We start from the raw sequence: 23,722 nt of genomic DNA on the forward strand, positions 1-23,722 counted from the left end.
GCAGCCGGCGCAGGCATGATGCGCTACCGTTTTGCCGTGGCCTCCCGGGCGGTGGCCGCCATTCTTGGCGGCTACGGCCTGGCCTCGGCGGCTGCGGCCTGCCTGGCTGTGTGGCTGCCCCTGCAACGCGCCGAGGCCGTCGTCACGGCGCAGATGGTGTCCTTCGTGGTCTACACCTGTGGCGTCATCTGGGTGTTTGCCACCCGCAACGCCTGGCGCGCCTGGGCGGGCATCGTGGTGCCGGCGGCGGTGTTCGGCGGCCTGTTCCTGGCCCACGGGCTGGTGGGGGCGGCATGAAACCGAATACCGGAAAAGCGCAAGGTGAAGAAGGCCTGCGCCAATCCATGTCGTGGTTGCACACCTGGTCGGGGTTGATCTTCGGCTGGGTGCTGTTCGCGATGTTCCTGACCGGCACGCTGGCGTTCTTCCGCCCCGAGATCACCCGCTGGATGCAGCCGGAGATCCAGGTACAGAAGGCCCCCGTGCTGGAATCCGTGACGCTGGCGCAGCGCTACCTGACCGAACACGCGCCCGACGCCAAGCGCTGGTTCATCACCCCGCCGTCGGATCGCGAGCCCGTGATCTCGATGCTGTACCAGTCACCCAAGCCCAAGCCGGGCGAACGTGGCTTCGTGCGCGTCAAGCTCGACCCGCACAGCGGCCAGGCGCTTGAAGCGCGCGAGACCCGCGGCGGCGACTTTTTCTACCGTTTCCACTTCGAACTGGAAACCGCATTTCCGTGGGGCCGCTGGCTGGCCAGCATTGCCGGCATGTTCATGCTGGTGGCCATCATCAGCGGCATCATCACCCATAAGAAGATCTTCGCTGACTTCTTCACCTTCCGGCCGAAGAAGGGCGGGCAACGCGCCTGGATGGATGGCCACAATGCGCTGTCGGTGCTGGGGTTGCCGTTTCACCTGATGATCACCTTCAGCGGGCTGGTGCTGTTCATGACCATGCTGATGCCCGCCGGGATTCTGGCGGTGTATGAACACCCGCGCCAGTACACCGACGACGTGTTCGCGTCATTCAAGGTCACGCCGCCGCGCAACGAGCCGGCGCCGCTGGTCGATATCGCCCCGCTGGTGGATCAGGCGCAGCAGCGCTGGCACGGCCGGGTGGGGCGCGTCACGGTCAACAACCCCGGCGACGCGGGCGCCACCGTTACCGTGACCCGCGATGCGGCCGATGGCGTGTCCTATGGCCGGCTATCGCCCTACCTGCGTTTCGACGGGGTGAGCGGCGCGGTGCAGGAAGGGCAGGATGAACTCAGTCCCACCGTGCGCACGGCCGGCGTGATCGTCGGCCTGCACCTGGGCCTGTTTGCCGAACCGCTGCTGCGCTGGTTGTATTTCCTGGTCAGCCTGGCGGGCACCGCCATGGTCGGCAGTGGCCTGGTGCTGTGGATTTCGAAGCGGCGCCAGAAGGCACGTCCCGGCGCGCGCGAAGCCTTTTCGCTGCGGCTGGTGGACGGCCTGAATGCCGGCACGATCGCCGGCCTGTTCATCGCGGTGGCGGCGTTCTTCTGGGCCAATCGCCTGGTGCCCGCCGACCTGCCGGGTCGCCAGCTCTGGGAAACGCGCGCGTTCTTCGCCGCCTGGGGCCTGTCGCTGGTGTATGCGTTCGTGTTCCAGAAGCGCAAGTGGCAAGACCTGCTGTCCGCGGCCGCCGCGTCGCTGGCGCTGGTGCCGGTGGTCAACGCGCTCACCACGTCGCGCCACCTGGGCGTGTCGCTGCCGGCGGGCGACTGGGTCATGGCGGGGTTCGACCTGACCTGCCTGGCCGGGGCGCTGCTGCTGGCCTGGATGGCGCGCAAGGCCGCCCGGGCCCGCAAGGCGCCGTCCAAGACGGCCGCCAAGGCCTCGGCCAGGACTGCCGGCCAGGCGCATCCCACTTCCGAAGCTGCCTATGAACCGAGGTGATACGCCATGACGCTCGCCGCTTTCTGCCTGGCCTACGCAGGGTTCTCCGCCCTGTGCCTGGGCATGGACCGTCACTACGAAGACCTGTTCGACCGAGCCTTGCCGCGACGCCACCGGCTGCCGCTGCGGGCCTTTGGCTGGGGCGCGCTGGCCTTGTCGCTGTGCGCCTCGGCCGCGGTCTGGGGCTGGAGCTACGGCACGGTGGAATGGATCGGCATTCTCAGCATCGCGGGCCTGCTGCTGATCTGGTTCCTGACCTTCCGTCCGCGCGCCGCCCTGACGGCGGGCGGCCTGTGCGCGCTGGCCGCCCCGGTGCTGGCCGTCCTGTAGGCGTCGGGACGGCGCCACCGGGCCCGGCACGGGCCGTGGCGGGCGGCGCGGCACGTTACACTGGGCTTTTCTCCACGCAACCGCCTCATCGTCCATGAATACCCGCGTCCTCACTGGCATCACCACCTCCGGAACTCCCCACCTTGGCAACTACGCCGGCGCGATCCGCCCTGCGGTCCAGGCCAGCACGCAACCGGGTGTCGACGCGTTTTTCTTCCTGGCCGACTACCATGCGCTGATCAAGTGCGATGATCCGGCCCGCGTCGCGCGCTCGCGGCTCGAGATCGCCGCCACCTGGCTGGCGGTCGGACTGGACCCCGAACGCGTCACGTTCTATCGCCAGTCCGACATTCCTGAAATTCCCGAGCTGAGCTGGCTGCTGACCTGCGTCACCGCCAAGGGCCTGATGAACCGCGCGCACGCGTACAAGGCATCGGTCGACCAGAACGTGGTCAAGGGCGTGGACCCCGACGATGGCGTGACGATGGGGCTGTTCTCGTACCCGGTGCTGATGGCGGCGGACATCGTGATGTTCAACGCCAACAAGGTGCCGGTGGGGCGCGACCAGATCCAGCATCTGGAAATGGCGCGCGACATCGCCCAGCGCTTCAACCACCTGTATGGCCGCGACTACTTCACGCTGCCCGAGGTCGCCATCGAAGAAGACGTGGCCACCTTGCCGGGGCTGGACGGCCGCAAGATGTCCAAGAGCTACAACAACACGATTCCGCTGTTCGAAGGCGGCGCCAAGGCGCTGCGCGCCTCGATCATGCGCATCGTGACCGACTCGCTCGAGCCCGGCCAGCCCAAGGATGCCGAAGGCTCGCACCTGTACACCATCTACCGCGCGTTCGCCACGCAGGCCGAGGCCGCCGCCTTCCGCAAGCAGCTCGAAGAAGGGCTGGGCTGGGGCGAGGCCAAGCAGGCGCTGTACGACCATCTTGAAAACCTGCTGGCGCCCATGCGCGAGCGCTACTTCGACCTGATGGCCAACCCCGGCCGCATCGAAGACGTGCTGCAGGCTGGCGCCGTCAAGGCCCGCAAGCTGGCCGTGCCGATGATGCGCGAACTGCGCGAGGCCGTGGGCCTGCGCAACCTGAACGCCCAGGCGCCGACCAAGAGCACGCAGGCCAAGAAGGAAAAGGGCAAGGGCGCACGCTTTGTCAGCTTCCGCGACGAAGACGGCAGCTTCCGCTTCCGCCTGCTGGCGGCTGATGGCGAAGAGCTGCTGCTGTCGCAAGGCTTTGCCGACCCCAAGGAAGCCGGTGCGCTGATGCGCCGCCTGCAGGCCGAGGCCCCGGACACGCTGCTGCAAGCGACCGACGCCGGCCCGGCCGCCGTGCTCGATGGCGTGGCCGTGGCCACGGCGCCGGCCGGCGCCCAGGGCGATGCCCAGGCCTTGCTGGCCAAGGCGCGCGAAGCGCTGGCGTCGATGTCGCAGGAATAAGCGCGCGTCGGGCGGCGGCCGTTCAGCGGGTTGCGCTGCTCACGATGCGGCCGTCGAGCACCTGGAAGCGCTGCGCGCTGCCCTGGCCCGCGATCTCAAGCATGTCGCCCGACGAATAGCCGGTGACGTTCGGGCAGTCCAGCCATTCCGGGTTGATGAACGGAAAATACTTCAGCGTGCCGCTGCCCTGGCTGACGAAATCGAAGGTGGTGTTGGCGACCACTTCCGGGTCCCATTGGCTGGCGTCGAAGATCAGCGCGCAGCCGGCGCCGATGCGGTAGACGATGCTGGCGCCCATGCTGGCAAAGCCCAGCGCGCCCACGTGCAGCTGGGCGCCGTTGACCAGTTCGATCACGCGGCTGCCCAGGCGTTCCAGGGTGATGTGCTTGAAGGTGACTTCGGCGCCGTCCACGGTCAGGTGGGCGTATTGGCCCAGCGTGACTTCGTTGTACGCGCCGCTCAGGCTCGCTTCTTTTTCGGTAATGGTTGCCGCTTCATTGGCGGCAAGCGTAATGGTATTGCGCATGGCGGACGGATCTCCGATCTCTCAGGGTATGGCGCATGTTGTTCTTGTGCTTCTACCCGATAGACGCTTGCGCCGCCGCTCGCCTGATCGTGGGTCTGCTGTCGCCGTGCCGGTCCGATGCCAACGGCGTTTTATTATTTGGACACAATTAGATATTTTCTCTTATTTTTATTGCGCAGGGCTTGAGGGATCGCAAGGAAATCGACCCATTGCGGGAAAGTCCTTAGTTGAATGACAACCCCGAAGTGACGCCCCGAAGTGACGCCCCGAAGTGACACCCTGAAATGACCCCCTGAAATGACAACCGGCGCCTGAGCGCCGGTTGGGGACCTGCCTGTTGCGTCCTGGCTGCCTTGTGAGGGCAGGCCAGGGCGGGATCAGCGTTTGAGCTTGGCGAACGCGTCGGCCATGGCGCTGTTCATCGCGGCGCCGCCGCCTGCGTTGCCGCGGCCGCTGTCGCCTTGCGGACGGCGGCCGGGGCGGTCGCCGCCCTTGGCCGGAGCGTCCGAGCCGCGTCGTGCAGGCACGGCGGCATCGTTCATGCGCATGGTCAAGGCCACGCGCTTGCGCGCCACGTCCACTTCCAGCACCTTCACGCTGACCGTCTGGCCCACGCGCACGACGTCGCGCGGGTCCTTCACGAACTTCTCGGCCAGTGCCGAAATGTGGACCAGGCCGTCCTGGTGCACGCCGATGTCGACGAACGCGCCAAAGTTGGCCACGTTGGTGACCACGCCTTCCAGCACCATGCCGGGGAACAGGTCGTTCAGCGTTTCGACGCCTTCCTTGAACTGCGCGGTCTTGAATTCCGGACGCGGATCGCGGCCGGGCTTTTCGAGTTCGGCGAAGATGTCGCGCACCGTCGGCAGGCCGAAGCGCTCGTCGGTGAAGTCCGACGGCGACACGCCCTTCAGGGCCTCGCGCTGGCCGATGATCTGCTTCACCTCGGCCTTGATCTTGGCGACGATGCGCTCGACCACCGGATAGGCTTCCGGGTGCACCGACGACGCGTCCAGCGGGTTGTCGCCATTGGGAATGCGCAAGAAGCCCGCGGCCTGTTCAAAGGCTTTTTCGCCGAAGCGCGGCACCTTGCGCAGGATGTCGCGCGTGGGGAAGGCGCCGTTTTCGTCGCGCCAGGCCACGATGTTCTTGGCCAGCGACGAGTTCAGGCCCGACACGCGTGCCAGCAGGGCGGCAGACGCGGTGTTGACGTCCACGCCGACGGCGTTCACGCAGTCTTCGACCACGGCATCCAGTGAACGGGCCAGCTCGCGCTGGTTGACGTCGTGCTGGTACTGGCCCACGCCGATGGCCTTGGGATCGATCTTGACCAGCTCGGCCAGGGGGTCCTGCAGGCGGCGGGCGATGGACACGGCGCCGCGCAGCGTCACGTCCAGGTCGGGGAATTCCTGGGCGGCCATTTCGGATGCCGAGTAGACGGACGCGCCGGCTTCGGACACGACCACGCGGGTCACCTTCAGGTCGGGGAAGCGTTCCATCATGTCGCCCACCAGCTTCTCGCTTTCACGCGAGGCGGTGCCGTTGCCGATGGCGATCAGGTCGACCTTGTGGCGGGCTACCAGCGCGGCCAGCGTGTTGATGGTGCCGTCGCGGTCGCGGCGCGGTTCGAACGGGTAGACGGTGGTGGTGTCGACGACCTTGCCGGTCTGGTCGATGACCGCCACCTTGCAGCCGGTGCGGATGCCCGGGTCCAGGCCCAGCACGGCCTTGGGGCCGGCCGGCGCGGCCAGCAGCAGGTCTTTGAGGTTGGCGGCGAACACGCGGATGGCTTCGGCTTCGGCGGTTTCACGCAGGCGGCCGATCAGCTCACTTTCGAACGCCGTGACCAGCTTGACGCGCCAGGTCCAGCGGCATACTTCGCCCAGCCAGCGGGCGCGCGGCGAGGCGTCCAGCGCGAACAGGCCGTTGCCCAGCTTCAGGAAGTTGGCCACGCGCGCCACGCACGGGTGCGGCAGTTGCGCTTCGAGTTCGGCTTCCAGGCCCAGGCGGATTTCCAGCACGCCTTGCTGGCGGCCGCGCAGCAGCGCCAGGATGCGATGCGACGGCAGCGTGCGCAGCGGTTCGTTGAAGTCGAACCAGTCGCGGAAATTGGCGCCTTCGGTTTCCTTGCCGTCGACCATCTTGGAATACAGCAGGCCGGTGGACCAGAGATGCTCGCGCATGTCGGCCAGCAGGTCCGCGTTTTCGGCGTAGCGCTCGGCCAGGATGTCGCGCGCGCCATCCAGCGCCGTCTTGGCGTCGTTGATCGCGGCTTCGGGGTTCAGGTATTGCGCGGCCAGCGCGGCCGGATCGCAGGCCGTATCGGCCAGGATGGCGTCGGCCAGCGGTTCCAGGCCGGCCTCGCGGGCGATCTGGGCGCGCGTGCGGCGCTTGGGCTTGTACGGCGCGTACAAGTCTTCCAGGCGCTGCTTGGTATCGGCGGTGGAGATCTCCTGCTGCAGTTCGGGCGTGAGCTTGCCTTGCTGCGAGATGGATTCGAGGATCGCGCCGCGGCGTTCTTCGAGCTCGCGCAGATAACCCAGGCGCACTTCCAGGTTGCGCAGGACGGTGTCGTCCAGGCCGCCGGTGGCTTCCTTGCGGTAGCGCGCGATGAAGGGCACGGTGGCGCCGTCATCAAGCAGTTCGACCGCCGAGGCGATCTGGGAGGCGCGTGCGCCGAGCTCGGTGGCGAGCTGGGCAACGATACGGGCATTGTCGACGCCGGCGGCGACGTTCGTGATAACGGAAGTTTCAGACATCTCGATACGACGGCAAAAAGGAAAAACAAGGGGCGGATTGTGCCATAAGCCACTGTTACAGAACGTGCCAGGGGTGACCGATCCGTCCCTGCGACAGGGGGCGACCGCGACATGGCAAGCGGAAAAGCGCGGCCGCAGCGGGTATCATTTGGTCCTTTCCCACCATCAGTGTCTGGCGCCCCGACCGTCGACCGGCACGGTTGACTTCGACACTAGGCTGTTTCAATGCTGGACCTGGACATATCCGAATTCTTCGCCGAGGACGGGCCGCTTGCGTCGGCCATGCCCGGCTACAAGCCACGCCCGTCGCAAGTCGAGCTGGCCCAGGCCATCGGCCAGGCCATCTCCGACCGCGCCACGCTGGTGGCCGAGGCCGGCACCGGCATCGGCAAGACCTGGGCCTATCTTGTACCCGCGTTCATCCAGGGCGGCAAGGTGCTGATTTCCACCGGTACCCGCACGCTGCAGGACCAGCTTTTTTCCCGCGACCTGCCGCGCGTGCGCGCCGCCTTGGCCGCGCCGGTCACGGCCGCCTTGCTCAAGGGCCGCGGCAACTACGTCTGCCACTATCACCTCGATCGTCTGCAGGGCGATGACCGGGCGCTGAAATCGCGGTCCGAAATCCAGCAGCTGCGCCAGATCCAGGTGTTCGCCGGCATTTCCAAGACTGGCGATCGCGGCGACCTGGCCCAGGTGCCCGAAGACGCCGACATCTGGCAGCGCGTCACCTCGACCCGCGAAAACTGCCTGGGCCAGGAATGCCCGCGCATCCGCGACTGCTTCGTGGTCAAGGCGCGCCGACAGGCCCAGGAAGCCGACGTGGTGGTGGTCAACCATGCGCTGTTCATGGCCGACCTGGTGCTGCGCGAAGAGGGCGTCACCGACCTGCTGCCCGAAGCCGACACCGTCATCTTCGACGAAGCCCATCAACTGCCGGACACCGCCACGCGCTTTCTGGGCAGCAGCGTGTCCACGCACCAGCTCATGGATTTCGGCCGGGCGCTGGAAGTCGCCGGCCTCGCCTATGCGCGCGAAGCCACCAAATGGAGCGACATCTCACGCCATCTGGAAACGGCCGCCCGCGAGCTGCGGCTGGCCTGTGCGCCGCTGGAACGCCTACCGGGCCGCAAGGCCACGTTCGAGGCCATTCCCAACGCCGATGAATTCGACACCGCGCTGGCGGTGCTGCGCGAAGCGGTGGACACCGCCACCAACGCGCTCGGGTCCGTCGCCGAGCGCCACCCCGACCTGGTGGCCGCCGCGCGCACCGGCGCCGAGATTTCCGTGCGCCTGAAACGCTGGGCCACGCCTGGCCGCGGCGGCTCGGGCTTTGACGACGAAGGCTGGGGTCGCGACAACCAGGCGCCCGAGCCGCCCGCCGCTGCGCTGGGCGATGGCCTGTCCACGCCGACCGCCATTCTGGAAGGGGCCGCCGCCGCCGTCGAATGGACCGGTCCGGCAGTGCGCTGGGTCGAACACGGCTTGCACCACGTACGCCTGCACTCCGCACCGTTGTCGGTGGCCCAGGCCTTTTCCAAATACCGCAAGCCGGGCCAGGCCTGGATCATGACGTCGGCCACTTTGTCGGTGAACGGCGAATTCCATCATTTCACCAGCCAGCTGGGCCTGGAGCGCGCGCGCACCGGCAAATGGGAATCGCCTTTCGACTACCCGCAGCAGGCACTGCTGTTCGTGCCGCGTGGCATGCCCGAACCCCAGTCGCCGCAGTTCCTGGACCGCTTCGTCCAGACGCTGCTGCCGCTGCTCGAGGCCAGCCCCGGCGGCACGCTGGTGCTATGCACGACGCTGCGCGCCGTGGACAAGGTCGCCAACCTGCTGGCCGACGCTTTCGACGATGCCGGCCACGACTGGCCGCTGCTCAAGCAGGGCGAGGGCACGCGCCGCGACCTGCTGGACCGCTTCTGCAAGCTGACCCACCCGGTGCTGGTGGGCAGCGCGAGCTTCTGGGAAGGGATCGACCTGCCCGGCGACGTGCTGACCCTGGTGGCCATCGACAAGCTGCCGTTTGCGCCGCCCGACGACCCCGTGATCGAGGCGCGCCTGCGGGCCTGCCGCGCCCACGGCGGCAATCCGTTCTCGGAATACCAGTTGCCCGAGGCCGCCATTTCGCTCAAGCAGGGCGCCGGCCGCCTGATCCGTACCGAAGCCGATTGGGGCGTGCTGATGGTGGGCGATGCCCGCCTGGTCGAAAAGCCCTACGGCAAGCAGCTATGGCGCGGCCTGCCGCCGTTCGCGCGAACGCGCGAACTGGAAGAAGTCCTGGCCTTCTATCGGCGCAAGCAGGAATAAAAAAGCCCCTCGAGAAATCGAGGGGCTTTTTTTCCCATGCGGTGGCCGATCAGTTGAACGGGTTCCACCAGCTCTTGTCGGCCTTCAGGCCCTTGTCCTTGAACGAGCTGTTGGGGAAGTTCTTGTCGAATACGCGCTGCGAGTCGTTCTTCAGTTCGGTCATGCCGAGCTTGTCGTAGGACTGCACCATCAGGTAGAGCGCTTCTTCGGTGGCGGGGGCGCCTTCGAAGTCGGTGATGACGGTCTGCGCGCGGTTGGCCGCGGCAATGTAGGCGCCACGCTCATAGTAGTAGCGCGCCACGTGCACTTCGTTCATGGCGATGGTGTTGACCAGCCAGGCAACGCGCTTTTCGGCATCCGGCGTGTACTTGCTGTCCGGGTAGCGCTTGATCAGCTCGTTGAAGGCGTCGTAGGACGCGCGCAGGCCCTTGGGGTCGCGTTCGGCCGGATCCTGGCCGGTCAGGCTGCTCATGAAGGCGCTGGCCGGCGTGAAGTTGATCAGGCCCTTCAGGTAAAGGGCGTAGTCGGTGCCGGGGTGGTTGGGGTAGAGCTGCTGGAAGCGGTCGATCGCGGCCAGGGCTTGTTCGTTTTCACCGTCTTTCCAGTTGACGTAGGCCAGTTCAAGCAAGGCCTGCTGGGCGTAGACGCCGAAGGGGTAGCGGCTTTCGATGGCGGTCAGGCGCTCGCGGGCTTCTTTCCAGCCCCCGGACGAGATTTCCGCCTTGGCGTCGGCGTACAGCTGTTCGGCGCTCCAGTTGGTGGTCTTGTCGTACTTGCTGTTGGTCGAGCCGCAACCGGCAATGGCGATAACGGCAAATAGCGCGATAACCACGCGCAAAACCGACCCGCTTCGGGAGGCGGGGTTCAAGGGAGCTGCGGAGTGGTGAATCACGAGAATCGTATCCTTGGTGTTAGCATGGCAGGCTGATTATATGATTTGTCTCCATGTCTGATACAGCCATCAGCGCAGATCTCGTTTCCGACGATGAACTCCTGGGTCTTCCTGGCGAAAATCCGGGCGAAAACCGGGGTGAGCCGCAACTTGTAACGGTGCCGTCGGGCACGCGCGCCGACCGGCTGGACAAGGTGTTGGCCGGCCTGTTGCCGGACCACTCCCGCAGCCGCCTGCAAGGCTGGATCGAAGCCGGCAACGTCCACGTCAATGGCTCGCCCGGCAAGGTCCGCCAGACCGTCGGCCCGGGCGACGAGATCACCGTCTGGGTCCAGCCTGCCCCCGAAACCCTTGCGTTTGCCCCCGAAGCCATCGATTTTCCGGTGGTCGACGAAAGCCCCGACTGGATCGTGGTCAACAAGCCGGCCGGCCTGGTGGTGCATCCCGGCGCCGGCAACTGGAGCGGCACGCTGCTCAACGGCCTGTTGCACCGCTACCCCGAACTGGCTCATGTGGCGCGCGCCGGCATCGTTCACCGGCTGGACAAAGACACCTCCGGCCTGATGGTCGTGGCGCGCAACGAAATTGCGCAGACCCATCTGGTACGCCAGTTGCAGGCCCGCAGCATGGGCCGCGAGTACATCGCCCTGGCGCATGGCTGGGCGACCGCGGCCGGCAAGGTCGACCGCCCGATCGGCCGCGATCCGCGCGTACCGGTGCGCATGAGCGTCGAGCGCCCCGTGGCGCCCAAGCCGGCCATCACGCACTACACCCCCGCCCGGCGCGGCCAGGTCGACCCCGGCGGGCGCGTCACCGAAGTGGTGTGCCGCCTGGAAACCGGCCGCACCCACCAGATCCGGGTGCACATGGCCAGCCTGGGGCATCCGCTCCTGGCCGACACCCTCTATGGCGGCAAGAACATCGCGGGTGCCACGCGGCAGATGCTGCACGCCCGCGCCCTGCATTTCGACGATCCGGGTGGCCGCGGCGACGTCCAATTCGCCGCCCCCGTCCCGGTGGACATGACCCTGGTCCAGGAAGCGATCACATGGAACGCGTGATTCAAGGCTTGCCCGTGGTGACCGGCCCCGCCTGGGCCGGCGTCCACTATTTCTGCACCACCCGCGCGGGCGGCGTGGGCGTTGCCCCGCACGACACCCTGAACCTGGGCCTGCGTGCCGGGGACGATCCCGACACGGTGGCCGAAAACCGCCGCCGCCTGCGCGCGGCCCTGCCGGGCGAGCCGCTCTGGCTGCGCCAGGTGCACAGCAGCGACGTCATCGACGCCGACCAGGCCGACGTGCCGCCTGAGCCTACGCTGGACGCCAGCGTCACGACGCAGCCGGGCCGGGTGCTGGTCGCGATGGCGGCCGACTGCCTGCTCGTGGTCATGGCCGATGCCGATGGCCGTGTGCTGGGCACGGCGCACGCCGGCTGGCGTGGCCTGGCCGGCGGCGTGCTGGAAAACACCCTGGCCGCCATGCGCGCCAAGGCGCCCCGGGCCACGGCCTGGCGCGCGTGGGTCGGCCCCGGCATCGGGCCCGAGGCATTCGAGGTCGGGCGCGACGTGCTGGACGCCTTCATGGCGGACGACCCCGCGACTGAGTCCTACTTTCGCCCTCGGCCCGGCGTGCCGGGCAAATGGCTGGCCGACCTCGCCGGCCTGGCCGGTTTCCGCCTGCGCCGCGCCGGGGTACAAGAGATCAGCCAGAGTGGCCTGTGCACCGTGACTGACGCTGCACGCTTCTTCTCGTACCGGCGCGATGGCGAGACCGGACGTATGGCGCTGCTGGCCTGGCTGGACCCGGCTTGATCCCGCGCAAAGCGGCTTGGTAAAAGGGCTGGCAGGCTTGCCGGCCTCATTGAATACCCGCATTGACAGCCCTTTACCCGCCATGCAACATCAATCGGGAAGTCTCGATAACAAGGTGTCGAAGTGAATGCCAATCTCTCCGCCTCAGGGCCCCTTCCGGTGAGCGTGGCTCCGGACGTCCTGGCCGACATCCAGGCTGAATTCTCTCGCGAGTGGCAGCGCCTGTGCGATGACGCCCGTCGCGGCGCGCTGACTCCGCTGGCCGATCGCCGCTTTTCTGGCGACGCCTGGGCCGCCAATGGTTCGCACCTGCTGATGGCGCACACCTATCTGCTGTCCGCCCGCGCCATGTCGCGCATGGTGGATGCCGCCCAGGTCAGCGAACCCCTGCGCGACCGCCTGCGCTTTTCGATCATGCAATGGGTCGACGCGCTGTCGCCGTCCAATTTCCTGGCCTTGAACCCCGATGCCCAGCAGTCCATCGTCGAAAGCGCCGGCCGCGCCCTGAACGAAGGGCTGGCCAACCTGCTTGGCGACGTCAAGAAAGGCCGCATCACCCAAACCGACGAAACCCAGTTCGAGATCGGCCGCAACGTGGCGATCACGCCGGGCGACGTGGTGTATGAAAACCCGCTGTTCCAGCTGATCCAGTATTCGCCGGCCACCGCCACCGTGCACGAGCGCCCGCTGGTGATCGTGCCGCCGAACATCAACAAGTTCTACATCCTCGACCTGCAGCCCGACAATTCCTTCGTGCGCCATGCGGTCGAGCAGGGCTTCACGGTGTTCCTGATTTCCTGGCGCAACCCGCTGGCCAGCGACACCGACGGCGTCGACCGCGCCACCTGGTCCGATTACCTGGACAACGCGGTGCTGCAGGCGCTGCGCGTGGCCAGCGACATCACCCGGCAGCCGCAGGTGAACGCGCTGGGTTTCTGCGTCGGCGGCACCATGCTGGCCTCAGCCCTGGCGCTGGCCGAAGCGCGCGGCGAGCATCCCGTCGCGGCGCTCACGCTGCTGACCTCGCTGCTCGATTTTCACGATACCGGCATCCTCAACGTCTTCGTCGACGAAGCCCACGCGCTGTGGCGCGACCACCAACTGGGCGCCGGCGGCCTGATGCCCGGGCGCGACCTGGCCACTACCTTCTCGTTCCTGCGGCCCAACGAACTGGTCTGGAACTACGTCGTCGGCAACTACCTGAAAGGCCAACGGCCTCCCGCCTTCGACCTGCTCTTCTGGAACGGCGACAGCACCAACCTGCCGGGTCCGTTCTTCTCGTGGTACTTCCGCAATACCTACCTCGAGAACAACCTGAAGGTGCCGGGTCGGGCCCAGGCCGCCGGCTTGCCGCTGGACCTGACGCGCCTGACGATGCCGGCGTATATTTTCGGTTCGCGCGAAGACCACATCGTGCCGTGGGTCTCGGCCTACGCGTCGACCCAGGTGCTGCGTGGCCCGCAGCGGTTCGTGCTGGGCGCGTCGGGCCATATCGCGGGCGTGGTCAATCCGCCCGCCAAGAAACGTCGCAGCTACTGGGTAGCGGACAATACCGAACAATCGGGCCAGCCCTTGCCGGGCGATCCCAACGCCTGGTTGGCCCAGGCCCAGGAAAAGCCGGGCAGCTGGTGGCCCGACTGGACCGACTGGCTGGCCGGCCATTCCGGCAAGCAGGTCAAGGCGCGTACGAAATCAGGCAATGCCCAGTATCGGCCGATCGAGCCGGCACCGGGCAGGTATGTGAAGGTCAGGGCCGCCTGAAGCCGCAAAGGCGGTGGGCCCAGGCCAATAAGAAAGTCAATCAACGAGGCGTCCGTCGCACACAGGAGGAAGTCCAATGAGCGGAAAACTGGCTTACGTTACAGGCGGGATGGGCGGTATCGGCACCTCTATTTGCCAACGCTTGGCCAAAGATGGCTTTCGCGTCGTGGCAGGCTGCGGCCCCAGCCGCAATTACCAGCAATGGCTGGATGAACAGTCGGCGCAGGGCTATACGTTCTATGCGTCCGTCGGCAATGTCTCTGACTGGGAGTCCACCGTAGACGCGTTCGAACGCGTGACTTCGGAATTGGGCCCGGTGGACGTGCTGGTCAACAACGCGGGCATCACCCGCGACGGCTTGTTCCGCAAAATGACCGCCGACGATTGGCGCGCGGTCATCGACACGAACCTGAACAGCCTGTTCAACGTGACCAAGCAGGTCATCGACGGCATGGTCGAGCGCCAATGGGGGCGCATCATCAACATCAGCTCGGTGAACGGGCAGAAGGGCCAGTTCGGCCAGACCAACTACTCCACGGCCAAGGCCGGCATCCATGGTTTCACCATGGCGCTGGCCCAGGAAGTCGCGAGCAAGGGCGTCACGGTCAATACCATTTCGCCCGGCTACATCGGCACCGACATGGTCCGCGCCATTCGCCCGGACGTGCTGGAAAAGATCGTCGCCACCATCCCCGTGCGCCGCCTGGGCACGCCCGAGGAAATCGCGTCCATGACGTCGTGGTTGGCCTCGGATGAATCCGGCTTTTCCACCGGAGCGGATTTCTCGCTCAATGGCGGCCTGCACATGGGCTGACGCACTACGGGCCGCCCGGCGGGCGGCCCTTCCGCGCCGCGCAGCTTCGGGGAGAAGGCTTGCGGCATTACACTCCAACCTATTCGAAGTCTTAGAGATCGCCCGATCCGGGGACAAACATGACGCAAGCACAAACCGGCGCCAGCCTGCGCCTGATTAAAAAGTACCCCAACCGTCGTCTATACGACACCCGGACCAGCACCTACATCACCCTGGCCGATGTCAAGCAGCTGGTTCTGGCCAACGAGGAATTCCAGGTCGTCGACGCCAAGAGCGCCGAAGACCTCACGCGCAGCATTCTCCTGCAGATCATCCTGGAAGAAGAAAGCGGCGGCATGCCCATGTTCTCGTCGAACATGCTGTCGCAGATCATCCGCTTCTACGGTCACGCCATGCAGGGCATCATGGGTTCGTACCTGGAAAAGAACATCCAGGCCTTCATGGAAATCCAGCAACGCATGGCCGAGCAGTCCAAGGGCCTGTACGGCAGCCAGTTCGGTCCCGAAGCCTGGACCCAGTTCATGAACGTGCAGACCCCGATGCTGCAGAACATGATGAACAACTACATCGACCAGAGCAAAAACCTGTTCGTGCAGATGCAGGACCAGATGCAAGACCAGACCCGCGCCATGTTCTCGACCTTCCCGTTCACCCCGGGCGGTACGCAAGGCGGCGGACGCAAGTAAAAGGCAGGGCGCCCGGTCCCGGCAATGCCGCGGGCCAGGCTCTGGATACGCCGGCGTGGCAGTGGCCCGCCGGTTTTTCTTTTGCTTGATGGGACGCAACAATCGGACTCTTTTCCAGCTGTTGAGTTCAGGAGCTTGTCAGTTTTTTTCGTTACATTAATGCAAACGGTTCTTGTTTATATTTTTCAGAACCGCCGTTTCATTCGTGTATCGAGGAATACCCCATGATCAAGAAAGCCTTGGCGCTGGCCATTGTCGGTTTGAGCGTGTCCGTCGCCCAAGCGGCTGAATACCCCATCGGCAAGCCGGTAGAGAAGGGCGGCATGGAAATCGGCGCGGTCTATCTGCAGCCGATCGAAATGGACCCGCCCGGGATGATGCGTCCCGCCAAGGATTCCGACGTGCACCTCGAGGCCGACATCCACGCCACCGCCGGCAACAAGACCGGTTTCCCGGAAGGCGAATGGGTGCCCTACCTGGTCGTGAACTACGAAATCCAGAAGGTCGGCAGCCAGAACGTGCAAAAGGGCACCTTCATGCCCATGGTCGCCAACGACGGCCCGCACTACGGCGAAAACATCAAGCTCGAAGGCCCGGGCAAGTACAAGCTGAAGTACACGATCCTGCCGCCGACGGCCAACAAGATGAGCCACTTCGGCCGTCACATCGACAAGGAAACCGGTGTGGGCGACTGGTTCGAGCCGATCGAACTGGATTATGAATTCGTCTATGCCGGCACCGGCAAGAAGGGCGGTTACTGATCGTGCGCCGCCTGCTACGCGTGGTTGCCGCGCTGTTGATCAGCGTGGCCGGCTTGGCGGGCATGGCGCCCGCCCAGGCGGACGAACTGCCCACCTTCACCCTGACGTTCAAGCCCGACGGCACCTTCGAGCCCGCGCGGCTGGAAGTCCCGGCGGGCCGTTTCAAGATCGAGCTCATCAACGAGAGCAACGAGCCGGTGGAATTCGAAAGCATTCCGCTGCGCAAGGAAAAAGTGCTGGGCCCTGGCGTGAAGTCCTTCGTGGTCATCACCATCTCGCGCCCCGGCGAGTATCCCTTCTTCGATGACTTTCACCAGTCGGTGAAAGGCACCCTGGTCGTCAAGGCCAAGGAATAGGCAGGCAGCATTACATGGAACAGGTCCTCTTTATCGTCTGGCGCGAAAGCGTCGAAGCCATGCTGGTGGTGGGCATTCTGTACACCTGGCTGCGCTCGACGCCCGAAGGCGCGCGCGGGCTGAAGTATCTGTGGGGCGGCGTGGCCGCCGGCCTGGCGCTGGCGGTTGCGCTGGCACTGGTGCTGCTGGGCGTGTCGTCCTGGCTCAGCGACGAAGGGCAGGAATGGTTCCAGGCCATCATGTCGTTGGCCGCGTGCGCGCTGGTGGTGCAGATGGTCGTGTGGATGAAAAAGCACGGCCGCACGCTCAAGGGCGAACTCGAAAGCGGCGCGCGCTCATCCGTTGCCAGCGACAACTGGTGGGGCCTGTTCATCCTGGTGGCCATTGCGGTTGCGCGTGAAGGCAGCGAAACCGTGGTGTTCCTGTACGGCACGGTAGCCGCGGGTGAAGACGGCAACAGCATGTTCATGCTGGCCCTGGCCGGCGTGGCCGGCTTCATCGTCGCGCTGCTGACGTTCTGGCTGTTGCAGCTGGGCGGCAAGCTCATCACCTGGCGCCGGTTTTTCCGCGTGACCGAAATCCTGCTGTTGCTGCTGGCCGGTTCGCTGCTGGTGGGCGGCCTGGATCACCTGATTTCGCTGGATGTGCTGCCGACCATCATCGACCCGGTCTGGGATAGTTCCTGGTTGCTCAGCGACAGCACCGGTGTGGGCAAGATTCTGGCTGATTTTGCCGGGTACCGCGCCTTGCCGGCCTTGATTTCGGTATTGTTGTGGGTTGCGTACTGGATCGTGGTGTGGGCGCTGCTGCGCTGGGTGGGCGGCAAGCCCGCCCCGGTCGCCGCCGCCCGCGCACCCTCCTGATTCCGACGCCTTTGCCGGACTGAATTAATGAAGGTTTAACCATGGCAGCAGCACTCGGGAGGGCAACCTCCCGTATCGCCGGCTTTCTTCGAGACCATGCCCCACTGCTACGCAAGCTGCAGTGGGGCATTGTTGCGATATACGCGTTCCTCCTGATCGTCCCCGCCATCATGCCGTTGCCAGGCAATTCGGCATCGGTGTTCAACAATCTCACCATCGTCGCGCAGTTCGCCTTCTGGGGTGTCTGGTGGCCGTTCGTGTTGATCTCGATGCCGATCCTGGGGCGGGCCTGGTGCGGTTGGTTCTGTCCGGAGGGCATGCTCACCGAATGGGCCAGCGAACGCGGCCAGGGGCGTGCCATCCCGAAATGGATGCGGTGGGGCGGCTGGCCGTTCGTGGCCTTCGCGCTCACCACCGTCTACGGCCAGCTTGTCAGCGTGTACCAGTATCCGCTGGCGGTGCTGGCGGTGCTGGGCGGGTCCACGGTGGCGGCCATGATCGTCGGCTGGCGCTACGGTCGCAGCAAGCGCGTCTGGTGCAAGTACCTCTGTCCGGTCAACGGCGTCTTCAATGTGCTGGCCAAGCTGGCGCCGTGGCACTTCAAGGTCGACGAAGAAAAGTGGCGTCATCCGGTCATCCGGATCGAGCCCATCAACTGTGCGCCGCTGGTGCCCTTGCGGCACATGAAGGGCGCCGGCGACTGCCACATGTGCGGCCGCTGCAGCGACTACCGCGGCGCCATTGCGCTGACGCCGCGTTCGCCCGAAGAAGAAATCGTCAACGTCACCGAAGGCGAGGGCTGGCAGACCGTCTTGCTGTGCTTTGGCCTGATGGGCATCGCCATGGGCGCGTTCCTCTGGAGCGCCAGCCCCTGGTACGTGGCCGCCAAGCAATGGGCCGCCACCTGGCTGGTCGAACACGACATCCTGTGGCCGCTGATGGACAACGCGCCGTGGTTCATCCTGACGCACTATCCGGAAGTGAACGACAGCTTCTCGTGGCTCGATGGCGCGGGCATCCTGATGTTCGTGGTCGGCGCCACGGTGATCGTCGGCGGCGCCAGCTTCCTGTCGCTCTGGATCGCCGACCGCCTGGTGCCTGCGGCGCCCTCGGCTACGCCGTCGGCCGGCGGCTGGTTCCGCCCCGGTCTGCACAAGCTGGCCCAGGCGCTGATTCCTTCGGCCGGCATCGGCGTGTTCCTGGGCCTGTCTGCCACCACGGTCAACCTGCTCAAGCATGAAGGCGTGCGCGCCGCCTGGGCGGCGCCGGTGCGCTTCACGCTGCTGACGTTGGCCGTGCTGTGGACCCTGCGCCTGTTCGCGCGGCTGCTGAATCAACGCCCGGCCAGCCCATTCAAGAAAGCGCTGGCCTGGCTGGTGCTGCTGGCAGGCCTGGCCCCGTTCTGCTGGGCCTGGGTGCTGTTCTTCGCGATCTGGTAAGCGCGATGCGATAAAGTGAGGGCCTTTGCCGCCCGGGCGGCTTCCCTCGCTTTATCCGATCATGGCCACCTACGCGTTTCGTCTCATCAACGTCTTCGCCTCCAGCACGTTCAGCGGCAATCAACTATGCGTCTTCGAAGACGCGCGCGGCATGGACGACGCCACCATGCTCAACCTGGCGGCGCAATTCAACCTGTCTGAAACCACATTCATCCTGCCGTCGGATCAGGCCGATGCGCGCGTGCGCATCTTCACGCCCGGCTATGAGATGAAGTTCGCTGGCCACCCCACCATCGGCACGTCGCAGGTGCTGCGCGATCTGCTCAAGTCCGGCGATGCCCTGACGCTGGAATTCAAGGCCGGCATCGTGCCGGTGACGGCCCAAGGCGATGCCTGGACCTTTACCGCACCGTGCCCCGACGGCGTGCGCACGGCGCCGCCCGAACTGCCGGCCGCCGACATTGCCGCCCTGATGGGATTGCAGCCCGCTGACCTGCTGGGCGAACCGATCTGGGTGGATACCGGCGCCGATCAGTTGCTGGTGCCGCTCAAGAACGTCGAGGCCGTGCGCCGCGCGCGTCCCGATGCCACCCAACTGCACCGCTGGCAGGCCAGCAGCCTGGGCCGCAAGACCTGCTACCTGTTCGCGTTCGACCAAGGCCGTCGCCAGGATGATCGCGACCTGGTGGTGGCGCGCTATTTCTTTGCGAAGGCGGGCGGGGGCGTGGACGAAGATGCGGGCACGGGCTCGGCCTGCGCCAACCTTGGGGGCTGGCTGCGCCATCAGGGGCGCGTCTTGCCGGCCAGCATCCTGGTCGAGCAGGGCGACCAGATGGGCCGGCCGTGCCGACTGCTGTTGGACGTGCAGGCCGACGGCCGCATCCAGGTCGGCGGGCGTGCGCTGGAAATCGGTCGCGGCACCGTCAACGTCTGAGTGCTGCGCGCATCAAAAACAACGCGGCGCCTGCGTTTGCACGCAGGCGCCGCGGAGATCACCTCGAGGTGATGGCGTTTACTTCTTGTTCTTGGCCGGGTCGACCTTGATGTTGTTCATCACTTGCTTGACCCCTTCGACCCCGCGGGCCACGGTGGCGGCGTGATCGGCTTCGGCAGCGGTGCCGACCGTGCCGGTCAGCTTGGCCACGCCATCGGTGGTTTCCACGGCGATGTCCAGGGCGCTCAACTGCTTGTCGGCCACGAAGGCGGCCTTGACCTTGGTGGTCACGGTCGCGTCGGACGCGTATTCGCCCACGGATTGCTTGGGCTTGCCGTCATTGGCGGCAAAGGCCATGGAAGTGAAGACAGCGCCCGTGCCCAGTGCGGCGGCGGCGATCAGCTTGCGGAATTCCATAGTTATGCTCCTTGTGTAGGGGTTTCAGCGCGTTCGGTTGTACGCAACGGCTAGCGAAAAATCTTTGGGTGCGATTGTTCTATTTCTTTCTGAATGCGCCGCCCAGAATGGACAGCAGCGCCAGAACCAGGAAGACGAAGAACAGGATCTTGGCGATCCCTGCGGCGCCGGCGGCGATGCCGCCGAAGCCCAGGACGGCCGCGATGATCGCAATCACGAAGAAAACAACGGCGTAGTGCAGCATGTCAGCTTCTCCTGGGTGGCTTGGAAATCAACGATTGCGATCGAAGAAATCGCGCACGTCCTTTTCGGCCTGTTCCTTGGTCTTGCCGTAGCGCTCCTGGATCAGGCCAGCCAGGCGCTCGGCGTTGCCTTCCGTACGGGTCAACTCGTCGTCGGTGAGTTCACCCCAGGCCGCCTTGGCCTTTCCGGACAGCTGCTTCCACTTGCCAGCGATGATGTCGTTATTCATGGTGACCTCTCTTTGTAGTGGCGGCTGCGTGGGCTTATGGCCGATAAACCTGGCAGTCGCGGGTGAGTTGGACACTGATCAGCTTGGGTTCAAGGTACAGGGCCGTCTTGCGGGCTGTCAAAGGACGCTGTGGGTAAATGTAACGGCCGGGGACGGGGCAAATCGCGCGTCCCGCGACGGAGTTTGAGCAGGCCGTGCGCAGAGTGGGAGTTACAGTTGAGCAACGTCTTGTCCTGTTTTGAGCGGGGCAAGTAACGGGACATACGCGATGTTGAGGCGTTTTTCGCGATGGCTGGCAGCAATGGCGACGCGTCGGTATAGTCGGTGCAGCAGCTTGCGTGGGCCTCGGCTTCGCAAGCGTCGGCATCCCACTCTGGAGGGCACACACATGACGCAACGATTCTGCCGCGCGGTCTTATTGGCGCTGACCGCGATGGCGGCGCTGGGGTGCACGCATGTCACGGACCGGTATCAGGCCGAGGCGCCCTCCATCCGGGCCGTCAGCTAGCGCGGTATCTGTCGCGCGGCGATCCGGCGCACGGCCAGGCCAAAGAGAACGGGGCGCCCATGGGCGCCCCGTTGGTCTGCTTGCGCCGCCATTGCCGGCGGCGCACGGCTGCCGGTCAGGCTTCCTTGATGCGGCGGGCGATGTGGTCCAGCGCCTCTTCGACCTGGTCCACCAGGATCAGGCACAGGTCGCCCGCGCCCAGACGGGCCAGCGCCGTGTCGATCGCCAGGAACTCGCCGTGGATCTCTTCGATGTGGCGGGTACGGCTGGCGCCAACCAGGCCCTGTTGCAACAGGGCCAGCACCTCGCCGTCCTCGCGGCCGCGTTGGCATTGGTCCTGGTAGAGCAGCACGTCGTCGAAGGCGGCGCCCAGGATCTCGGTCTGCATGCGGATGTCTTCGTCGCGGCGGTCGCCGGCGCCGCTGATCACCACCGAGCGGCGTTTCGCCGGCATGGCATCGACCGCGCGCACCAGCGCCAGGATGGCGTCGGGATTGTGGCCGTAGTCGGCGATCACGGTGGCACCGCGATAGTCGAACACGTTGAAGCGGCCAGGAGCGGTCTGCGCGTCGTTGACGAAGGTGGCCAGGCCACGGCGAATGATGGCCCAGTCCAGGTTCAGCGCCCAGGCGGCCGCAACCGAGGCCATGGTGTTCTCGACCTGGAACGTGATGGTGCCGTTGCGGGTCAGCGGAATCTCGGCCAGCGGGAAGCGGGTTTCCTCGCTGCCTTGCGCCGCCACGATGGCATCGCCATCACGGTAGACCACGCGCAGGCCCTGGGCGCGGTGCGTCGCCATGATGGGGTGGTTGCGGTCTTCGGCGAAGTAGGTGATCGACCCGGGGCAGCTGGCGGCCATGTCGGCCACGATGGGATCGGCCGCGTTCAGCACGGCCGTGCCGCTGGGATGCACGTGCTGCACGATCACGCGCTTGACTACGGCCAGGTCTTCGACGGTGCTGATGTAGCCCAGCCCCAGGTGGTCGCCCATGCCGATGTTGGTGACGATGGACACGTTGCAGCGGTCGAATGCCAGGCCTTCGCGCAGGATGCCGCCGCGCGCCGTTTCGAACACGGCAGCATCGACGTCCGGGTGCATCAGCACGCTGCGGGCGCTGCGCGGGCCGCTGCAGTCGCCGGTGTCGATACGCAGGTTGTCGACGTAGACGCCGTCGGAATTGGTCATGCCGACGCGGTTGCCGGCCACGCCCAGGATGTGCGCGGTCAGGCGCACGGTGGTGGTCTTGCCGTTGGTGCCGGCCACGGCCACCACCGGAATGCGGCCGTCGTCGCCGTCCGCGTACATGTTGGCGATGATGGCTTCGCCCACCGCGCGGCCCTTGCCGAACGAGGGGTTCAGGTGCATGCGCAGGCCGGGGGCCGCATTCACTTCGACCACGCCACCGTGCTGCTCTTCGAGCGGGTAGTGCACGCTTTCCGCTACGACGTCCACGCCGCAGATGTCCAGGCCGATCATGCGCGCCGCGGATACCGCGCGCGCCGCCATTTCGGGATGCACTTCGTCGGTGACGTCGGTGGCCGAGCCGCCGGTGCTGAGGTTGGCGTTGTTGCGCAGGAAGATCAGGGTGCCGGGGGGCGGCACCGAGTCGGCGTCGAAGCCCTGCTTTTTCAGCGTGGCCAGCGCGATGTCGTCAAAGCGGATCTTGGTCAGCGAGGTCGCGTGGCCGTCGCCGCGCAAGGGGTCGGCGTTGACCTGGTTCACCAGTTGGCGGATGGTCTGCACGCCATCGCCCGTGACCTGGGGCGGATCGCGGCGCGAGGCTGCCACCAGCGCGCCGCCCACCACCAGCAGGCGGAAGTCGTGGCCGGGAATGTAGCGTTCGACGATGACTTCGGAGCTGATTTCCTCGGCGACTTCGAAGGCCTGGATCACGCGTTCACGCGTTTCGATGTTGACGGCCACGCCGCGGCCCTGGCTGCCGTCGCGCGGCTTGACCACCACGGGGCCGTCCAGCTCCTGGGCGGCCGCCCAGGCGTCTTCGGCGGTGGTGACCGAGCGGCCCAGCGGCACCGGCACGCCGGCGGCGTCCAGCAGCATCTTGGTCAGGTCTTTGTCTTGCGCGATCGATTCGGAAATGGCGCTGGTCAGGTCGGTTTCGGCGGCCTGGATGCGGCGTTGCTTGCTGCCCCAGCCGAACTGCACCATGCTGCCCTGGGTCAGGCGGCGATAGGGAATGTTGCGGGCAGTGGCGGCGTTGACGATGGAGCCGGTGCTGGGGCCCAGGCGCACGTCTTCGTCCAGTTCGCGCAGGCGCTTCAAGGCGTCGGCCAGGTCGAACGGGGTGTCGTTCAGCGCGGCGTGCACCAGCGCTTGCGCCAGGTCCATCGCCAGCAGGCCGACTTCTTCTTCGCTGTATTCCACCACGACCTGGAACACGCCGGGTTCGATGGTGGACGAGGTGCGGCCGAACGTGACGGGGCAGCCGGCGTAGGCCTGCAGCGTCAGCGCGACGATCTGCAGCACGTGGGCAATCGACACGGCGCCTTGATGGCCTTCGGGGCGCAGCAGGCCGGTCTGCGGCAGCCGGGCGCGCAGGCGGGCTTCGAAGTCGGGCAGGTTATCGATGGAGCATTCGGCGTCGGCGCAGGAAACGATGGCCTCGATCGCGGTGTTCTTGCTCCACAGATTGGGGCCGCGCAGTGCTCGGATACGGGAAACTTCCATGGCAGGTATTCCTGTCTAGCTTACGC

General features: G+C 66.0%; 22 protein-coding genes. 15 read left to right on the forward strand and 7 right to left on the reverse strand.

What is annotated here, in order from left to right; genetic code table 11:
- The first annotated feature begins 15 nt into the window (after positions 1-15).
- The 4 genes from U858_RS0126330 to U858_RS0126345 all read left to right on the forward strand — a co-directional run bounded on the left by U858_RS0126330 (position 16) and on the right by U858_RS0126345 (position 3,699).
- A complete protein-coding gene (locus U858_RS0126330; protein WP_042885614.1) occupies positions 16-297 on the forward strand; it encodes a DUF3649 domain-containing protein in 282 nt (93 codons plus the stop codon).
- The gene (locus U858_RS0126335) at positions 294-1,922 is read left to right on the forward strand and encodes a PepSY domain-containing protein (protein ID WP_025140116.1); all 1,629 of its coding nucleotides are present in this window, start codon (positions 294-296) and stop codon (positions 1,920-1,922) included. The genes U858_RS0126330 and U858_RS0126335 overlap by 4 nt, the downstream gene beginning before the upstream one ends.
- Positions 1,923-1,928: 6 nt before the next feature.
- Entirely contained in the window at positions 1,929-2,252 is a 324-nt protein-coding gene (locus U858_RS0126340) for a DUF3325 domain-containing protein (protein ID WP_025140117.1), read from the forward strand.
- A gap of 94 nt (positions 2,253-2,346) precedes the next feature.
- Positions 2,347-3,699: a tryptophan--tRNA ligase gene (locus tag U858_RS0126345; protein ID WP_025140118.1), complete on the forward strand. Its 1,353-nt coding sequence runs from the start codon at positions 2,347-2,349 to the stop codon at positions 3,697-3,699.
- Positions 3,700-3,721: 22 nt separating this feature from the next.
- Here the strand turns inward: U858_RS0126345 and U858_RS0126350 are convergent, their stop codons facing one another.
- Positions 3,722-4,225 (reverse strand): hypothetical protein, encoded by a 504-nt coding sequence (locus tag U858_RS0126350; protein ID WP_025140119.1) that lies wholly within the window; start codon positions 4,223-4,225, stop codon positions 3,722-3,724.
- 377 nt (positions 4,226-4,602) lie between these two features.
- Positions 4,603-6,984 (reverse strand): RNA-binding transcriptional accessory protein Tex, encoded by a 2,382-nt coding sequence (gene tex, locus U858_RS0126355; RefSeq protein ID WP_025140120.1) that lies wholly within the window; start codon positions 6,982-6,984, stop codon positions 4,603-4,605.
- A 225-nt stretch (positions 6,985-7,209) separates the two neighbouring features.
- On the opposite strand from tex, the gene U858_RS0126360 reads away from it, so the two are divergent.
- Positions 7,210-9,294 carry an ATP-dependent DNA helicase gene (locus U858_RS0126360; protein ID WP_025140121.1) on the forward strand — a complete coding sequence of 695 codons (2,085 nt, stop codon included), beginning with the start codon at positions 7,210-7,212 and terminating at the stop codon, positions 9,292-9,294.
- Positions 9,295-9,343: 49 nt separating this feature from the next.
- Here U858_RS0126360 and U858_RS0126365 read toward each other — a convergent pair whose 3' ends face one another.
- Positions 9,344-10,132, reverse strand: a complete 789-nt coding sequence (locus tag U858_RS0126365) for an outer membrane protein assembly factor BamD (RefSeq protein ID WP_025140122.1) — start codon at positions 10,130-10,132, stop codon at positions 9,344-9,346.
- Between the two features lie 107 nt (positions 10,133-10,239).
- On the opposite strand from U858_RS0126365, the gene U858_RS0126370 reads away from it, so the two are divergent.
- The 10 genes from U858_RS0126370 (at position 10,240) to U858_RS0126415 (ending at position 19,613) form a co-directional block, all read left to right on the forward strand.
- Entirely contained in the window at positions 10,240-11,247 is a 1,008-nt protein-coding gene (locus U858_RS0126370; RefSeq protein WP_025140123.1) for an RluA family pseudouridine synthase, read from the forward strand.
- On the forward strand, positions 11,235-11,999 hold the full coding sequence (gene pgeF / locus U858_RS0126375; RefSeq protein WP_025140124.1) for a peptidoglycan editing factor PgeF: 765 nt from the start codon (positions 11,235-11,237) through the stop codon (positions 11,997-11,999). Before U858_RS0126370 ends, pgeF begins: the two co-directional genes overlap by 13 nt.
- Before the next feature lie 123 nt (positions 12,000-12,122).
- The gene (locus U858_RS0126380; RefSeq protein WP_025140125.1) at positions 12,123-13,760 is read left to right on the forward strand and encodes an alpha/beta hydrolase; all 1,638 of its coding nucleotides are present in this window, start codon (positions 12,123-12,125) and stop codon (positions 13,758-13,760) included.
- A 76-nt stretch (positions 13,761-13,836) separates the two neighbouring features.
- Complete coding sequence (locus U858_RS0126385; RefSeq protein WP_025140126.1) at positions 13,837-14,574, forward strand: 3-ketoacyl-ACP reductase; 738 nt, start codon at positions 13,837-13,839, stop codon at positions 14,572-14,574.
- A gap of 119 nt (positions 14,575-14,693) precedes the next feature.
- On the forward strand, positions 14,694-15,260 hold the full coding sequence (phaR, locus tag U858_RS0126390; protein ID WP_025140127.1) for a polyhydroxyalkanoate synthesis repressor PhaR: 567 nt from the start codon (positions 14,694-14,696) through the stop codon (positions 15,258-15,260).
- A 224-nt stretch (positions 15,261-15,484) separates the two neighbouring features.
- The gene (locus tag U858_RS0126395; RefSeq protein WP_025140128.1) at positions 15,485-16,021 is read left to right on the forward strand and encodes an iron transporter; all 537 of its coding nucleotides are present in this window, start codon (positions 15,485-15,487) and stop codon (positions 16,019-16,021) included.
- On the forward strand, positions 16,018-16,377 hold the full coding sequence (locus tag U858_RS0126400; RefSeq protein ID WP_042885617.1) for a cupredoxin domain-containing protein: 360 nt from the start codon (positions 16,018-16,020) through the stop codon (positions 16,375-16,377). Before U858_RS0126395 ends, U858_RS0126400 begins: the two co-directional genes overlap by 4 nt.
- A 14-nt stretch (positions 16,378-16,391) precedes the next feature.
- Entirely contained in the window at positions 16,392-17,240 is an 849-nt protein-coding gene (locus U858_RS0126405) for an FTR1 family protein (RefSeq protein ID WP_025140130.1), read from the forward strand.
- A 41-nt stretch (positions 17,241-17,281) separates the two neighbouring features.
- Positions 17,282-18,679 (forward strand): 4Fe-4S binding protein, encoded by a 1,398-nt coding sequence (locus tag U858_RS0126410; protein WP_025140131.1) that lies wholly within the window; start codon positions 17,282-17,284, stop codon positions 18,677-18,679.
- 61 nt (positions 18,680-18,740) lie between these two features.
- Complete coding sequence (locus U858_RS0126415; RefSeq protein ID WP_025140132.1) at positions 18,741-19,613, forward strand: PhzF family phenazine biosynthesis protein; 873 nt, start codon at positions 18,741-18,743, stop codon at positions 19,611-19,613.
- A gap of 78 nt (positions 19,614-19,691) precedes the next feature.
- Here U858_RS0126415 and U858_RS0126420 read toward each other — a convergent pair whose 3' ends face one another.
- The 4 genes from U858_RS0126420 to cphA all read right to left on the reverse strand — a co-directional run bounded on the left by U858_RS0126420 (position 19,692) and on the right by cphA (position 23,696).
- Entirely contained in the window at positions 19,692-20,030 is a 339-nt protein-coding gene (locus U858_RS0126420) for a BON domain-containing protein (protein WP_024068163.1), read from the reverse strand.
- Between the two features lie 79 nt (positions 20,031-20,109).
- Entirely contained in the window at positions 20,110-20,274 is a 165-nt protein-coding gene (locus tag U858_RS35090; RefSeq protein ID WP_006389411.1) for a DUF1328 domain-containing protein, read from the reverse strand.
- 27 nt (positions 20,275-20,301) lie between these two features.
- The gene (locus U858_RS0126430; protein ID WP_025140133.1) at positions 20,302-20,502 is read right to left on the reverse strand and encodes a CsbD family protein; all 201 of its coding nucleotides are present in this window, start codon (positions 20,500-20,502) and stop codon (positions 20,302-20,304) included.
- 623 nt (positions 20,503-21,125) lie between these two features.
- Positions 21,126-23,696 carry a cyanophycin synthetase gene (gene cphA, locus U858_RS0126440; RefSeq protein WP_025140134.1) on the reverse strand — a complete coding sequence of 857 codons (2,571 nt, stop codon included), beginning with the start codon at positions 23,694-23,696 and terminating at the stop codon, positions 21,126-21,128.
- Positions 23,697-23,722 lie beyond the last annotated feature (26 nt).

Origin of the sequence: Achromobacter sp. DH1f, from assembly GCF_000633435.1 — a bacterium.
Taxonomy (GTDB): Bacteria; Pseudomonadota; Gammaproteobacteria; order Burkholderiales; family Burkholderiaceae_B; genus Achromobacter; species Achromobacter deleyi.